Origin of the sequence: Streptomyces sp. NPDC093111 (assembly GCF_040683955.1) — a bacterium.
Lineage (GTDB): Bacteria > Actinomycetota > Actinomycetes > Streptomycetales > Streptomycetaceae > Streptomyces.
Window position 1 is genome coordinate 19,158 of the sequence record NZ_JBFBNW010000010.1, and the last position, 14,882, is coordinate 34,039.

Annotated in this window: 13 protein-coding genes; 7 read left to right on the top strand and 6 right to left on the bottom strand. The window is 75.0% G+C overall.

The features are described 5' to 3' along the window. Positions 1-228: 228 nt before the first annotated feature. A complete protein-coding gene (locus AB0Q96_RS18690) occupies positions 229-4,893 on the bottom strand; it encodes a DEAD/DEAH box helicase (RefSeq protein WP_365326722.1) in 4,665 nt (1,554 codons plus the stop codon). Between the two features lie 91 nt (positions 4,894-4,984). On the opposite strand from AB0Q96_RS18690, the gene AB0Q96_RS18695 reads away from it, so the two are divergent. The 3 genes from AB0Q96_RS18695 (at position 4,985) to AB0Q96_RS18705 (ending at position 7,051) form a co-directional block, all read left to right on the top strand. Next, the gene (locus AB0Q96_RS18695; RefSeq protein WP_365326724.1) at positions 4,985-5,890 is read left to right on the top strand and encodes an AraC family transcriptional regulator; all 906 of its coding nucleotides are present in this window, start codon (positions 4,985-4,987) and stop codon (positions 5,888-5,890) included. A gap of 124 nt (positions 5,891-6,014) precedes the next feature. Beyond that, entirely contained in the window at positions 6,015-6,746 is a 732-nt protein-coding gene (locus AB0Q96_RS18700; protein ID WP_365326726.1) for an AzlC family ABC transporter permease, read from the top strand. Continuing rightward, positions 6,743-7,051: an AzlD domain-containing protein gene (locus AB0Q96_RS18705; protein WP_365326728.1), complete on the top strand. Its 309-nt coding sequence runs from the start codon at positions 6,743-6,745 to the stop codon at positions 7,049-7,051. The genes AB0Q96_RS18700 and AB0Q96_RS18705 overlap by 4 nt, the downstream gene beginning before the upstream one ends. 143 nt (positions 7,052-7,194) lie before the next feature. Here the strand turns inward: AB0Q96_RS18705 and AB0Q96_RS18710 are convergent, their stop codons facing one another. Next, entirely contained in the window at positions 7,195-8,115 is a 921-nt protein-coding gene (locus tag AB0Q96_RS18710; RefSeq protein WP_365326730.1) for a hypothetical protein, read from the bottom strand. A 79-nt stretch (positions 8,116-8,194) separates the two neighbouring features. On the opposite strand from AB0Q96_RS18710, the gene AB0Q96_RS18715 reads away from it, so the two are divergent. The 4 genes from AB0Q96_RS18715 (at position 8,195) to recX (ending at position 11,765) form a co-directional block, all read left to right on the top strand. Beyond that, positions 8,195-8,389, top strand: coding sequence for a DUF3046 domain-containing protein (locus tag AB0Q96_RS18715; protein WP_365326732.1), 195 nt, complete (start codon positions 8,195-8,197; stop codon positions 8,387-8,389). Positions 8,390-8,633: 244 nt separating this feature from the next. Beyond that, the gene (locus AB0Q96_RS18720; protein ID WP_365327184.1) at positions 8,634-9,827 is read left to right on the top strand and encodes an AI-2E family transporter; all 1,194 of its coding nucleotides are present in this window, start codon (positions 8,634-8,636) and stop codon (positions 9,825-9,827) included. A gap of 227 nt (positions 9,828-10,054) precedes the next feature. Then, a complete protein-coding gene (recA, locus tag AB0Q96_RS18725; RefSeq protein WP_365326734.1) occupies positions 10,055-11,194 on the top strand; it encodes a recombinase RecA in 1,140 nt (379 codons plus the stop codon). Between the two features lie 4 nt (positions 11,195-11,198). Further along, complete coding sequence (gene recX / locus AB0Q96_RS18730; RefSeq protein WP_365326736.1) at positions 11,199-11,765, top strand: recombination regulator RecX; 567 nt, start codon at positions 11,199-11,201, stop codon at positions 11,763-11,765. 81 nt (positions 11,766-11,846) lie between these two features. On the opposite strand, the gene AB0Q96_RS18735 is transcribed toward recX, so the two are convergent. From AB0Q96_RS18735 to AB0Q96_RS18750, 4 genes are all read right to left on the bottom strand, one after another. Then, positions 11,847-12,287, bottom strand: a complete 441-nt coding sequence (locus tag AB0Q96_RS18735; protein ID WP_365326738.1) for a rhodanese-like domain-containing protein — start codon at positions 12,285-12,287, stop codon at positions 11,847-11,849. Between the two features lie 137 nt (positions 12,288-12,424). Continuing rightward, a complete protein-coding gene (locus AB0Q96_RS18740; protein ID WP_365326740.1) occupies positions 12,425-12,955 on the bottom strand; it encodes a cysteine dioxygenase in 531 nt (176 codons plus the stop codon). Between the two features lie 76 nt (positions 12,956-13,031). Continuing rightward, positions 13,032-13,118, bottom strand: a complete 87-nt coding sequence (locus AB0Q96_RS18745; protein WP_358477332.1) for a putative leader peptide — start codon at positions 13,116-13,118, stop codon at positions 13,032-13,034. Positions 13,119-13,150: 32 nt separating this feature from the next. Further along, positions 13,151-14,800, bottom strand: coding sequence for an FAD-dependent monooxygenase (locus AB0Q96_RS18750; protein ID WP_365326742.1), 1,650 nt, complete (start codon positions 14,798-14,800; stop codon positions 13,151-13,153). Positions 14,801-14,882 lie beyond the last annotated feature (82 nt).

Consider the following 14,882-nt stretch of genomic DNA (forward strand, 5'->3'; position numbering starts at 1 on the left):
CCCGGGTGGGCGGGTGGAGGCGCTTGTGGAGGCGCTGGTGGCGGCCTCTGTGGGGGTTGGGGGACGGGTGGGGAGGGTGTGGCCGGCGTGGTGGTGGCCGGACGGGAGGGCGGCGGCCGGACGGGAGGGTGGTGGCTGGGCGGCGGCCGGGTGCCGGCCGGACGGGAGGGTGGTGGCCGGGTGGCGGCTGTTCCGGGCCGGGGCGTGTTCCCGTGAGGCCCCGTCCGGTCAGGCGCGCAGGCGTAGGCCCCTGGGGGTGGCGTGGAAGCCCGCGGTCTCCAGGGGGCGGGCCAGCGGGGAGGTCAGGGCGGTGGCGCCGTTGATCCGCTCGACCGTCACCGTGCCGAGCGAGCCCGCCGTGGCCGCCGCCGCGAGCGCCTCCGCCGCGGCCCGCAGCGCCGGGGAGTCCGGGTCCGTCGGCCAGGACAGCAGGGTCTTGCCGCCCCGTTCCACGTAGAGCGCCAGCTCGCCGTCGACCAGGACGACCATCGCGCCCGCCTTGCGGCCCGGCTTGTGACCGGCGCCCGTCGGCGGCTCGGGCCAGGGCAGGGCCGCCCCGTACGCGTTCGCCGGGTCGGCCGCCGCCAGGACCACCGCGCGGGGTCCCGCGCCCTCCTCGACGCCCCGGTCCCGGGCGTTGGCCGCCGCGCGGAGCCGGTCGACGGCGCCGTCCATGGCGAACTGGGCCGCGCCCAGACCCTCCACCACATAGCCGCGGCGGGCCTGCCCGCTGTCCTCGAACGCGGACAGGATCCGGTACGTCGCCGAGAAGCCGCCCTCGACGCCCTCGGCCGCCACCGCGCCCCGGGTGACGACCCCGTGCCGGTCCAGGAGGGTGCGGGCCAGGGCGTGCGCCCGGTGGGTCGGCTCCGGCTCCGGCGGCGGCAGCAGCGACCAGCGGCCGCTCACGGTCGGCGGGCCCGTGCGGGAGGCGGGCCGGGCGGCCGCCGTGAGCGTCCCGTACCGGCCGCGCGGCACCGTGCGCCGGGCGCGGTGCGCCGTCGAACCGGCCGTGCGGCCCGAGCCGAGGAGGGCGCGCAGCGGCGCCAGGGTGTCGTTGGTGAGCCGACCCGACCAGGCCAGGTCCCACAGGGCGTCCGCCAGCTGCGGATCCGTCGCGTCCGGGTGGGTGGTCGCCCGCACCTGGTCGGCGATCTGGCGGAAGAACAGCCCGTACCCGCCGGAGAGGACGGTCAGGACGGACTCGTGGAGCGCGGTCGGCTCCAGCGGGTGCGGCGGCGGCAGGAGCAGCGGCGCCGCGTCCGCCAGGTACAGCGAGATCCAGCCGTCCTTGCCGGGCAGTGCCCCCGCGCCCGCCCAGACGACCTCGCCGGTCGTCGTGAGCTCGTCGAGCAGCGCCGGGGAGTAGTCCCGCACCCGGGACGGCAGGATCAGCTTCTCCAGGGCGGAGGCCGGCACCGGCGCGCCCTGGAGCTGCTCGATCGCGCGGGCCAGGCCGTCGATCCCGCGCAGGCTGTTGCTCCCGAGGTGCTGCCACTGGGGCAGGAACGTCGCGAGGGCGGCCGGGGCGACCGGCTCCAGCTCGTGGCGCAGGGCCGCGAGCGAGCGGCGGCGCAGTCGCCGCAGCACGGCGGCGTCGCACCACTCCTGCCCGATGCCGGAGGGATGGAACTCGCCCTGCACGACCCGTCCGGCCGCCGCGAGCCGCTGGAGGGCGCCGTCGGTGACCGCCGTGCCCAGGCCGAACCGCCCGGCCGCCTGCGAGGAGGTGAACGGGCCGTGGGTACGGGCGTGGCGGGCCAGCAGGTCGCCCAGCGGGTCCTTCACCGGCTCGGTGAACGCCTCGGGAACGCCGACCGGCAGGGCCGTGCCGAGCGCGTCCCGCAGTCTGCCCGCGTCCTCGATCGCCGCCCAGTGCTCGGCCCCGGCGATCCGGACCCGGATCGCGCGGCGGGCCCGGCCCAGCTCCGCCGCCCAGTCGGCCTGGGCGCCCCGCTCGGCCAGCTCCGCGTCGGTCAGCGGGCCCAGCACCCGCAGCAGGTCGGCGACGCCCTCCACGTCCTTGATCCGCCGGTCCTCGGTCAGCCACTGGAGCTCCCGCTCCAGCTCCGTGAGCACGTCGGCGTCGAGCAGCTCCCGCAGCTCCGCCTGCCCGAGGAGCTCGGCGAGCAGCCGGGAGTCCAACGACAGGGCGGCCGCCCGCCGCTCGGCGAGCGGCGAGTCGCCCTCGTACAGGAACTGGGCGACGTAGCCGAAGAGCAGCGAGCGGGCGAACGGGGACGGCTCCGGGGTGGTGACCTCGACCAGGCGCACCCGCCGGGCCTCGATGTCCCCCATCAGCTCGGTCAGGCCCGGCACGTCGAAGACGTCCTGGAGGCACTCGCGGACCGCCTCCAGGACGATCGGGAACGAACCGAACTCGCTCGCCACCTGGAGGAGCTGCGCCGCCCGCTGGCGCTGCTGCCACAGCGGGGTGCGCTTGCCCGGGTTGCGCTTGGGCAGCAGCAGGGCGCGCGCCGCGCACTCGCGGAACCGGGAGGCGAACAGGGCCGAGCCGCCCACCTGGTCGGTGACGATCTGCCCGATCTCGCCCTTGTCGAAGACGGCGTCCGCCGCGCCGACCGGCGCCCGCTCGCTGTCGAAGGCCGTGTCGCCGAACCGGCCCGGGTCCACGGGGCCGTCCGGGCCGCCCGGGTCGCCGTCGAGCAGGTCCAGGCCCATCAGGTCGGCGTCCGGCAGGCGCAGCACGATGCCGTCGTCGGCGTGCATCACCTGGGCGTCCATCCCGTACCGCTCGGCGAGCCGGGCCCCGAGGGCCAGCGCCCACGGGGCGTGCACCTGCGCCCCGAAGGGGGAGTGGATGACGACTCGCCAGTCGCCGAGCTCGTCCCGGAAACGCTCCACCAGGATCGTCCGGTCGTCCGGCACATGGCCGCAGGCCTCGCGCTGCTCGGCGAGGTACGCGAGGACGTTGTCCGCCGCCCACGCGTCGAGACCGGCCGCGACCAGGCGCGGGCGCGCGTCGTCCGGCCGCAGGGAGCCCACCTCGCGCAGGAAGGCGCCCACCGCGCGGCCCAGCTCCAGCGGCCGGCCCAGCTGGTCGCCCTTCCAGAACGGCAGCCGGCCCGGCACGCCCGGCGCGGGCGACACCAGGACCCGGTCGCGGGTGATGTCCTCGATCCGCCAGGACGTCGTGCCCAGCGTGAACACGTCGCCGACCCGCGACTCGTACACCATCTCCTCGTCGAGCTCCCCGACCCGGCCGCCGCCCTTCTTGGGGTCGGCGCCCGCCAGGAACACCCCGAACAGGCCCCGGTCGGGGATCGTGCCGCCGGAGGTGACGGCGAGCCGCTGGGCGCCCGGGCGGCCCGTGACCGTGCCCGCGACCCGGTCCCACACCACGCGCGGGCGCAGCTCCGCGAAGGCGTCCGAGGGGTAGCGGCCGGCCAGCATGTCCAGGACCGCCGTGAACGCCGACTCCGGCAGCGAGGCGAACGGCGCCGCCCGGCGGACCAGCGCCAGCAGGTCGTCCACCTGCCAGCTGTCCAGCGCGACCGTCGCCACCAGCTGCTGGGCCAGCACGTCCAAGGGGTTGGCCGGGACCCGCAGCGACTCGATGGAGCCGCTGCGCATCCGCTCGGTCACCACGGCCGACTGCACCAGGTCGCCCCGGTACTTCGGGAAGACCACTCCCGTGGACACCGCCCCCACCTGGTGCCCCGCGCGGCCCACGCGCTGGAGCCCGGAGGCCACCGAGGGCGGCGACTCCACCTGGACCACCAGGTCCACCGCGCCCATGTCGATGCCCAGCTCCAGGCTGGACGTGGCCACCACGGCGGGCAGCCGGCCCGCCTTCAGGTCCTCCTCGACCAGGGCCCGCTGCTCCTTGGAGACGGAGCCGTGGTGCGCCCGGGCCAGCAGCGGCGGGGCGCCCTGCGCCGCCCCCGACTGGGCCATGATCTCGGCGGGCGGCCTCCCCTCGGGCAGGGCCTCGCCGGTGGCCCGCTCGTAGGCGATCTCGTTCAGCCGGTTGCACAGGCGCTCGGCCAGGCGGCGGGAGTTGGCGAAGACGATCGTCGAGCGGTGCGCCTGCACCAGGTCGGCGATCCGCTCCTCCACCTGCGGCCAGATCGACGGCCGGTCGCCGCCGCCCGCCCCGCCGGAGGCGTCGGAGGCGGGGGAGCCGCCCAGCTCGCCCATGTCCTCGACGGGCACGACCACGGACAGGTCGAACTTCTTGCCGGACGGTGGCTGGACGATCTCCACCCGCCGCTGCGGCGAGAGATAGCGCGCCACCTCCTCCACCGGCCGGACCGTCGCCGACAGGCCGATCCGGCGGGCCGGCCGGGGCAGCAGCTCGTCCAGCCGCTCCAGGGAGAGCGCCAGATGCGCGCCGCGCTTGGTCCCCGCGACCGCGTGCACCTCGTCCAGGATGACCGTCTCGATGCCCGCGAGCGCGTCACGGGTGGCCGAGGTCAGCATCAGGAACAGCGACTCGGGGGTGGTGATCAGGATGTCCGGCGGCCGGGTCGCCAGCGCCCGCCGCTCGGCGGGCGGGGTGTCACCGGAGCGGATGCCCACCTTCACGTCCGGCTCGGGCAGCCCCAGCCGCACCGACTCCTGGCGGATGCCGGTCAGCGGCGAGCGGAGATTGCGCTCGACGTCGACGGCGAGCGCCTTCAGCGGGGACACGTACAGCACGCGGCAGCGCTTCTTGGCGTCGGCCGGCGGGGGCGTGGCGGCCAGCCGGTCGAGCGAGGCGAGGAAGGCGGCGAGCGTCTTGCCGGAACCGGTCGGGGCCACGACGAGCACGTCCGAGCCCGCGCCGATGGCCCGCCAGGCGCCTTCCTGCGCCGCCGTGGGCGCGGTGAAGGCCCCGGTGAACCAGCTGCGGGTCGCGGGGGAGAACGAGTCGAGCGCGGACCTGACCATGCCACCCATCGTGCACCCCGCCACTGACAACCGCCCGGACCTGGGGAAACCGGTTCGTGACCGGGTCGCGAGGTGGCGCAGAATGGAGGGCATGGCGAGCGGTGACACGGGGCTCGGGCGCGCGGCCCGGGAGCACGGGGCTCCGGGCGAGCGGGTCGCCCGTGGCGAGCGCGCCCGGTACTGGAGCCCGGCCGGGCTCACCGGGGTGGACCTGCTGCACGCCCACTACGTCCGCAAGGAGTTCTCCCGGCACACCCACGAGAGCTTCGTCTTCGCCGCGATCACCGAGGGCGTCGAGGCCTTCCACTACGGCAGCGACCTCGTCCGGGCGGGTCCCGGCCAGATCGCCCTGGTCAACCCCGACACCCCGCACACCGGGCACGCGGGCGTGCCCGAGGGGTGGACGTACCGCACGATCTACCCCGACGCCGAGCTGGTTCGCGCCATCGCGGCCGACACCCTCGCCGTCCGGGGCCCGGTCGGCTTCGCGGCGCCCGTCATCGACGATCCGCAGGCGGCCCGGCTGGTCGTCGGGGTGCACCGGGCCGCCGAGGAGGGCAACGCGCTCGCTGCCGACAGCCTGCTGCGGCTGGTCACGGCACGGATGCTGCGCAGCCACGGCGGTCGCGTCCACCCCCTGGCCCCCCGCGCCGCCGGCGCGCGGGACGCGGCCCTCGCGCGGGCCGTCCTGGAGGAGCGGATGGCCGATCCGCCGACGCTGGAACAGCTCGCCGCCGAGCTCGGCACCAGCCCCTTCGCGCTGCTCAGGGCCTTCCGAGGCGCCTACGGCATGCCGCCGCACACCTGGCTGACCGACGCCAGGGTCCGGCGCGCCCGGCGCCTCCTGGACGCCGGGACGCCCCCGGCCCAGGCCGCCGTCGCCGTCGGCTTCACGGACCAGCCCCACCTCAACCGGCACTTCACCCGGAGCGTGGGCGTGCCCCCGGGCGCGTACCAGCGCGCGCGGGGGACGGGGACGGGGGCACGGGACCGGTAGGGCGTCGGCAGGGAGACGGCCGGGAGGAGGGCGTCCCACCCCGGCTCCTGCCCGCCCCGCGCCCGCGCGGTGCGCGCAAGAACGTACAAGACGTGCCCCGGACCCCGCCCGTACCGTCTCTGACGTGGCAGAACAGACAGCACCCCCCGACATACGCGACGAGCCGGCACCCCCCAAGAGCGACGCGGCCGTCGTCCGCGACGCGCTGGGGGTGGGGATCGCCGTCGGCCTCTCCGGCTTCGCCTTCGGCGTGACCTCGGCCGGATCGGGCCTGAGCCTGCTCCAGACCTGCGCGCTCAGCCTGCTGGTCTTCACCGGCGCCTCCCAGTTCGCCCTGGTCGGCGCGCTCGCCGCGGGCGGGAACCCGTTCACGGCCGCCGCCGGGGCGTTCTTCCTCGGCACCCGCAACGCCTTCTACGGCCTCAGGCTCAGCCAGCTGCTCGCGCTGCGGCGGGTCGTCCGGCCGTTCGCCGCGCAGTGGGTCATCGACGAGACCACGGCCGTCTCCCTCGCCCAGCCGGACCGGCGGGCCGCGCGGATCGGCTTCACCGTCACCGGACTGACCCTGTACGTGCTGTGGAACCTCACCACGCTGCTCGGCGCGCTCGGTGCGGAGGCCATCGGCGACACCGCCGCGTGGGGCCTGGACGCGGCCGGGCCCGCGGTCTTCCTCGCGCTGCTCGCCCCCATGCTGAAGTCGGCCACCGAACGCGCCACCGCGGGCCTCGCCGTCCTGCTCGGCCTCGGACTCATGCCGGTCCTGCCGGCCGGCGTCCCGGTCCTGGCCGCCGCGCTGGCCGCACCCGCCGTGCTCTGGTTCCAGGGCCGCCGCGACCGCGAGGAGGAGCTCCGATGACCGTCTGGATCGCCATCGCCCTGACCGCGGCCGGGTGCTACCTGGTCAAACTGCTCGGCCTGCTCGTGCCGGCCGACACCCTGGAACGCCCCCTCGTCCAGCGCCTCTCGGCCCTCGTGCCGGTCGCCCTGCTCGCGGCGCTCACCGCCCAGCAGACCTTCAGCAGCCAGGGCGCCCTCACGGTCGACGCCCGGGCCGCGGGCCTCGCGGCGGCGGCGCTCGCCCTGGTCCTGCGCGCCCCCTTCCTGGTGGTCGTCGGCGCGGCGGTGCTCGTCACGGCCGGGGTACGCGCGCTGGGCGGCTGAACCCCGGCGTCCGCGACGTAATCCGGCGGCACGCGTGCGCGTGCCGCCGGATTACGGGCCCCTGATGCGCCACCGGCACCCCTGCGACCGACGGCGTCTCCGGTACGCCGGGCCGGGCCGCGTCCCGTTCGGGTCGCGGGCGGTCAGATCGCGCGGCCGTGCGCCCGCAAGGTCCGTAGTGCCTCCACGGTCACGATCGGGCGCCACTCCAGGGCGGAGCCCGGCGCCCACTCCCGCCAGTCGATCGGCCAGCCGCCGTCCTCCTCCTGGCGCGCCGCGAGCCGGTCCAGGGAGCGGGACATCTCCTCGTCCGTGAACCAGCGGCGGGCCAGCGAGTCCGGCACCCGCGCGTAGTCGTGCGGATAGTGGTGCTCGCCCGGCGCGTACCCGTCCGCCACCGGGAAGTCCTCCGGCCGGTCCGGGTCGAGCACCGCGAGCCGCTGCTCGCGCACCAGGCGCCCCAGCCGGTCGCTCGCCGCCTGCGCCCGGGAGCGGTCCGGGACCCCGTCGAGGAAGGCGACGGCCGCCTGGACCTCGTACGGGTGCGACTTCTCCAGGGACTCGACGGCGGCCCAGCAGAACTCGGTGGCCCGGAACAGCCAGGCGTGCCAGACCTGGTTGCGGTGCAGCAGCCCGACCACGGGCCCGGTGGAGAGCAGGGCGGCGGGCGGGTCGTCGACGACGGGCACGAACGGGGCCGCCGGGTAGCCGCGTTGCGAGGGGTGGATCGCGGGCAGCGCGCCCTCGTGCGTCGACACCTCCGTCAGATAGCGGCAGATCCGCTCGACGCGCAGTCCGCCGCAGCGGCCGATCGAGTCGAGCACCCGGAGGGCGTGCGCGGTGTGCAGCGGCTGGCTGACCGGACCGCGCAGGTCGGGTTCGAGGGCGTGGCCGTAGCCACCGTCCTCGTTGAGGTGGGCGGCGAGCGCGGCCTCGACCGGGTCGGGGCCGCCGCGCAGGAAGTGGTAGGCGAACCGGCGCTGTTCCAGCACGCGGGCGGTCAGCCAGACGAAGTGCTCGGCCCGAGCGAGGGGGGAGGCGTTCTCTGGGGGGATTCCGGCCATGTTCCGACGGTAGGGGGCAAACCGCTTCTGACAAGGTCTTCGGCCCGGGCTGCACCCTTGAGAGCGCGATACTGGGCTCATGCGGTTGACGATTTTCTGGGAGCGGATGGCCGACCACTTCGGTGCGGGCTATGCCGAGAGCTTCGCCAAGGACCATGTGATGGCCGAGCTCGGCGGACGAACGGTGCACCAGGCGCTGGACGCCGGCTGGGAGGCCAAGGACGTGTGGCGGGCGGTGTGCTCCGCCGTCGGCGTACCGGCCGAGAAACGATGATGTGACGGGCGCTGGCCGGAATGTCCGGACAGTGCGCGAGACTGGCGGGGTGGCCACCGACGACGCGAACGACGAGACCCGTGACGACCCCGCCGGAACCTCCGGCGCCCCCGGCACGCACGACAGCCCTGCCCAGGCGGGCGCCCTCCGTGGGACGACGGTGGCCGGGCAGCCGGCCCCGGTCGGCGCCGCGGTCGCGGCCGGCCGGCCCGAGGGACTGAGCCCCGCGGCGGCGGGCACCGCCGTGGTGCCCGCCCCCGGCGGCGAGGAGGTCCCCGCGGCCGCCCCGGCTCCCGCCGCGAGAATGCCGCGCTGGCTTCCCCGTGCCCTGGTGCTCGCCCTCGCCCTCTACGCCTGCTTCCAGCTCGGCAGCTGGGCCTTCCACCAGCTCATCGGGCTGCTCGTCAACATCCTGCTCGCCTTCTTCCTGGCGCTCGCCATCGAGCCGGCGGTGGGGCGCATGGCGGCCCGGGGCATGCGCAGGGGACTCGCCACCTTCATCGTGTTCTTCGGCGTCCTCGTCGTCGGGGTCGGCTTCGTGGTGCTGCTCGGCTCGATGCTCGCCGGCCAGATCGTCGACATGGTCGAGAACTTCCCGAAGTACCTCGACTCCCTGATCAACTGGACCAACCAGCACTTCCACACCGAGCTGTCCCGGGTCGAGGTCCAGGACAGCGTGCTGCGCTCCGACTGGCTGCAGAAGTACGTCCAGAACAGCGCCTCCGGAGTCCTGGACGTCTCCACCACCCTGCTCGGCGGCCTGTTCAAGCTGCTGACGATCTTCCTGTTCTCGTTCTACTTCGCGGCGGACGGGCCCCGGCTGCGCCGCGCGCTGTGCTCGGTGCTGCCCCCGGCCCGCCAGACCGAGGTGCTGCGGGCCTGGGAGATCGCCGTCGACAAGACGGGCGGCTACCTCTACTCGCGCGGCCTGATGGCGCTGATCTCCGGCGTGGCGCACTTCGTGCTCTTCGAGATCCTGGGCGTGCCCTACGCGCCGGCCCTCGCCGTCTGGGTCGGCCTGGTCTCGCAGTTCATCCCGACCATCGGCACGTACCTGGCGGGCGCGCTGCCGATGCTGATCGCGTTCACCGTCGACCCCTGGTACGCGCTGTGGGTGCTGATCTTCGTCGTGGTCTACCAGCAGTTCGAGAACTACATGCTCCAGCCGAAGCTGACCTCCAAGACGGTGGACATCCACCCGGCGGTGGCCTTCGGCTCGGTCATCGCGGGCACCGCGCTGCTCGGCGCGGTCGGCGCCCTGATCGCCATCCCCGCCGTCGCCACCCTCCAGGCCTTCCTCGGCGCGTACGTGAAGCGGTACGACGTGACCGACGACCCCCGGGTCCACGGCCACCGGCGCTACGGCGAGGCCGTCGTCGCCCGCCTGCAGAAGGCTCTCCACCACAAGAAGGAGCAGGCGGAGCAGGGGCGGCGGTAGCGGCGCGGCCGAGGCCGGAGGACGGGCTTCCGGAGCGCGCGGCGCACCGGCGTGGTGCGCTTGACACGAAAATCGAACATCCATTCTCATGAGAAGCAGGGCCTTGGAATCACGGGGTTTTCGCCGGGTTATCCACAGGCCGGAAGGGACGCCGGGGCCCATTGTCAGTGGCAGGGGTTAGCGTCTTTCACATGAAGCGATCGACTCAAGCAAACCGGGTGGAACCCATGGCAGGAACCGACCGCGAGAAGGCGCTCGACGCCGCGCTCGCACAGATTGAACGGCAATTCGGCAAGGGTGCCGTGATGCGCATGGGCGACCGCTCGAGGGAGCCGATCGAGGTCATCCCGACCGGATCGACCGCCCTGGACGTCGCGCTCGGCGTCGGTGGCCTGCCGCGCGGCCGTGTCGTCGAGGTCTACGGACCGGAGTCCTCCGGCAAGACGACCCTGACCCTGCACGCCGTCGCCAACGCGCAGAAGGCCGGCGGCCAGGTCGCGTTCGTGGACGCCGAGCACGCCCTCGACCCCGAGTACGCCCGCAAGCTGGGCGTCGACATCGACAACCTCATCCTGTCCCAGCCGGACAACGGCGAGCAGGCCCTCGAGATCGTCGACATGCTGGTCCGCTCCGGCGCCCTCGACCTGATCGTCATCGACTCCGTCGCCGCGCTCGTCCCGCGCGCGGAGATCGAGGGCGAGATGGGCGACTCGCACGTCGGTCTGCAGGCCCGACTGATGAGCCAGGCCCTGCGGAAGATCACCAGCGCGCTCAACCAGTCCAAGACCACCGCGATCTTCATCAACCAGCTCCGCGAGAAGATCGGCGTGATGTTCGGCTCGCCGGAGACCACGACCGGTGGCCGCGCCCTGAAGTTCTACGCCTCCGTGCGGCTCGACATCCGCCGCATCGAGACCCTCAAGGACGGCACGGACGCGGTGGGCAACCGCACCCGCGTCAAGGTCGTCAAGAACAAGGTCGCGCCCCCCTTCAAGCAGGCCGAGTTCGACATCCTCTACGGCCAGGGCATCAGCCGCGAGGGCGGCCTGATCGACATGGGCGTGGAGCACGGCTTCGTCCGCAAGGCCGGCGCCTGGTACACGTACGAGGGCGACCAGCTGGGCCAGGGCAAGGAGAACGCCCGTAACTTCCTGAAGGACAACCCCGACCTCGCCAACGAGATCGAGAAGAAGATCAAGGAGAAGCTGGGCGTCGGCGTGCGGCCCGAGGAGCCCTCGGCCGAGCCGGGTGCGGACGCCGCGAGCGGTTCGGCGGAGGCGGGCACGGCGGACGCCGACGCGGCCAAGGCCGTCCCGGCACCGGCCAAGGCCACCAAGGTGACCAAGGCCACCACGGCCAAGAGCTGAACCGGTGACCGGCCGCACCGAATGGCCGGACGACAGCCCCGCCTCGTCGAGGGCCGAGAAGGAGCTGTCGTCCCAGGATCCGGCTGAGCGGGCGCGGGCGATCTGCCTGCGCCTGCTCACCGGGACCCCCCGCACCCGCAAGCAGCTCGCCGACGCGTTGCGCAAGCGGGAGATCCCCGACGAGGTGGCCGAGGAGGTCCTCTCCCGCTTCGAGGACGTGGGGCTCATCGACGACGCCGCGTTCGCCGGTGCCTGGGTCGACTCCCGGCACCACGGCCGGGGCCTCGCCCGCCGGGCCCTCGCCCGCGAGCTGCGGACCAAGGGCGTCGACGCCTCCCTCATCCAGGAGGCCGTCGACCGGCTCGACTCCGACCAGGAGGAGACCCGGGCCCGCGAGCTCGTCGACCGCAAGCTGCGCGCCACCCGCGGCCTGGAGCGCGACCGGCGGCTGCGCCGCCTCGCCGGGATGCTCGCCCGCAAGGGCTACCCGGAGGGCATGGCCCTGCGCGTGGTCCGGCAGGCGCTGGAGGGGGAGGGCGAGGACACCGACGGCCTGGAGGAAACGTTCTAGGCCCCCGGGCCCCCCCGTCCCGCCCCCCCGGGCCCCGCCTTCGCGTCCGCAGGCCGGGCCAGGGCGCGCGCGTGGCCGCCCTCAGCGGCTCCGGGGCGCTCCCGTCGCCGGCAGCAGGACCGGGAGGCCCGCCGCCTTCCATGCCTGGAAGCCGCCGATGACGTCCGTCGCGCGGTGCAGGCCCAGCTGCCGCAGCGACGCGGCGGCCAGCGACGAGGCGTAGCCCTCGTTGCAGAGGACCACGACGCGCAGGTCGTGGCTGTACGCCTGGGGAGCACGGTGGCTGCCCAGAGGGTCGAGCCGCCACTCCAGCTCGTTGCGCTCCACGATCAGCGCGCCCGGGATCAGCCCGTCCCGCTCGCGCAGCGCCGCGTAGCGGGTGTCGACCAGCAGCGCGTCCCCCGCCTCGTACGCCTCGTAGGCGGTGCGCGCGTCGACACGGTCGAGCCCCGCCCGTACGCGTGCGAGCAGCTCGTCGATCCCGACCCGCTCGCCGGCCGCCCCGCCGGTCGGACCGCTCACCGTCCCGCCGGGTGCCCCTTCGGGCACCGCGCCGGACGCACCGCCGCTCGATCCCCCGTCAGACGTCACTCCGTGCGCCCCGCCGCTCGGCGCCCCGCCAGACGTCCCTCCGTGCGCACCGCCGCTCGTTCCCCCGCTCACTGCCAGTCCTCCGGGCGCTCGACCTGCTCGAGACGGAGCACCGCGCCCGAGCGGCTGAAGCGCCGGATCAGCGGGAGCGGTGGATAGTAGGCGTGCACCGAGATCGCGTGCTCGGTGCCGGACTCGTTGAGGACCTCGTGCACGTGGTGGCGGCCGAAGGCGCGGCCCGCGCCGGCCGGGAGCTCGCGGCGGCGGTCCAGCCCGTCGGCCAGCTCCAGGTTCTTCCAGCCGCCGGCCGGCAGCCGCACCGCGAGCGCGTTCTCCTTCAGGGCGCCCCGCGCGGTGGCGAAGGCACCCCGCGACTCGGCGTGGTCGTGCCAGCCGGTCCCCGTGCCGGGCGGCCAGCCGATGAGCCAGGCCTCGCTCCCGCCGGGCCCGTCGAGCCGGATCCAGGTGCGGCCCTCCGGGTCGAGGGGCAGCGAGGCGATCAGTTCGGTGTCGGCGGCCGTGCGCCGGACGAAGTCCAGCAGATCGGCCGCGGTGGGGGAGCCGGAAACGGGCGTGGGGGCGTGCTGTGTCTGGGACACGAAGGACCGTCCTGAGGGTTCGCGAAAGCGCGCACGACCGAGCGGGCGCGCGAAGAAGCGGAAGAGGGATGCGAATTCAGCAGGACGGGCGACACATGCAGCCCGCGTAGCGGACCAGGTCCATATGGACCCTCCGCCACAGGCGCACATCGGTGTCGGTCACGTTCCGGAGTACACCATGTGCGCCTGCGAGGGTCAATTGACGTCCGCTGTGCGGTCGCTGTCCGTGGACGCGCCCTCGACAACCGGGCTTCCACCCCGTACGGCGTCCGCCGCGGCGTGCAGTTCCTCGGGGCGGACCCCGGCGAAGGCGGCGGCCAGGTGCCCGTCCGGGCGGACCAGCAGGACGGCGTGGGCCGGGGCGCCGGGGTAGCCCTCCGTCACCAGCAGTTCCGCGGGGGCCGGCAGCGCCTCCACCGCCTCGGCGAGCCGCGGCATCACGCCGGCGCTCATCCAGTGCCGCCGGTCCCACACCCCGGTCCCCGGGGCGACGAGGACGACCAGCAGCCGCCCCTGCCCCAGCCGGTCCCGCAGCCGCACCGTCGTCCCGTCGGGCGCCGTCACCCGCACGTCCTCCGCCGGCGCCCCGTCGGGCGTGCCCACCGGGATGCGCCCCTCGGACGCCGGCGCGGCCAGCGGGGAGTGCGGATAGGCGGGCGGCGCGCCCAGCGGGCCGCGCCCCAGGTGCCCCTCGGTCAGCAGCGCGTCGTGACCACGTCCGCCGCCCGGCAGGTAGGTGCGCAGCCCGCCGCCGCCGCGCAGCGCGGGCAGCGACTGGTCGGCCGCCCGCAGCCGCGCCGCGACGGCCGCGCGACGCTCGCTCTGGTAGCTGTCGAGCAGCGTGGGCGAGGCGTCCCGGTGGTGCCAGCTGTGGGCCAGCTTCCAGGCCAGGTTGTCGACGTCCCGCAGCCCCTCGTCGAAGCCCTGGGTGCCGACCGCGCCGAGCAGGTGCGCCGCGTCCCCGGCGAGGAACACCCGGTCGATCCGCCAGCGCCGGGCGAGCCGGTGGTGCACGGTGTGGACGCCGGTGTCGATCAGGTCGTACGCCGGGGTGGTGCCCTCGCACCAGCCGGCCAGGGTGTCGCGGATGCGGGTCACGAGCGCGTCCGGGGTGACCAGGTCGCCGCGCGGCGGCAGCAGCCAGTCGATCCGCCACACCCCGTCGGGCAGCGGCCGGGCCGTGATCTCCTCGCCGGCGCCCCGCCACGGCGGCTGACGGTGCAACAGGGCCTCGCCCGCCCAGGGGAGTTCGGTGCGCAGCGCGGCGACCGCGTGCCGTTCCACCGCGGTGCGCCCGGCGAAGCGCACCCCGAGCAGCTTGCGCACGGTCGAGCGGGCGCCGTCGCAGCCGATCAGGTGGCTGCCCCGCCACCAGGTGCCGTCAGGCCCCCGGGTGTGCGCGCCGACGCCGTGCGCGTCCTGCTCGATGGTGTCGACGCGGGCGTCGGTGACGAGGGTGACGAGCTTCTGGCGGGCGATCGCGTCGCGCAGCCCGCGGGCGAGGGCGTGCTGGGGGATGTGCAGCGGCGCGGGCGGGCCCTCGGTCCCGTCCGCCGCCCCGGCGTCCCCGGAAAGGCCCAGGTCGAGGGTGATGTGCCGGGTCTGCTGCTTGCGTCGCAGGGAGCGCCAGCCGACCCAGCGGACCCCCTCGTCACGGAGGGTGGTGCAGCCGAGCCGCTCCACCAGGGCGGCCATGTCGGCGCGCAGCACGACGGTGCGGGCGGGGCGTGGCTCCTCCTTGCCCGTGCTCTCGTCGAGGACGACGCTGGGGACGTCCTGGGCGGCAAGGGCGAGGGAGAGCGCGAGGCCGACGGGCCCCGCGCCCACGATGATCACCGGGTCCACGGCGTGGCTCCTGAGGGCCGTACGGTCGTGCGGATAGCACAGCGGAGTGTGGCGCGGGCCCGGAGCTTGATCACAGAACGTA

Coding starts and splice junctions, on each gene's coding strand:
- AB0Q96_RS18705 (WP_365326728.1), top strand. CDS start 6,743: ATGACCGTCTGGATCGCCATCGCCCTGACCGCGGCCGGGTGCTACCTG.
- recA (WP_365326734.1), top strand. CDS start 10,055: ATGGCAGGAACCGACCGCGAGAAGGCGCTCGACGCCGCGCTCGCACAG.
- AB0Q96_RS18695 (WP_365326724.1), top strand. CDS start 4,985: ATGGCGAGCGGTGACACGGGGCTCGGGCGCGCGGCCCGGGAGCACGGG.
- AB0Q96_RS18715 (WP_365326732.1), top strand. CDS start 8,195: ATGCGGTTGACGATTTTCTGGGAGCGGATGGCCGACCACTTCGGTGCG.
- AB0Q96_RS18710 (WP_365326730.1), bottom strand. CDS start 8,115: ATGGCCGGAATCCCCCCAGAGAACGCCTCCCCCCTCGCTCGGGCCGAG.
- AB0Q96_RS18690 (WP_365326722.1), bottom strand. CDS start 4,893: ATGGTCAGGTCCGCGCTCGACTCGTTCTCCCCCGCGACCCGCAGCTGG.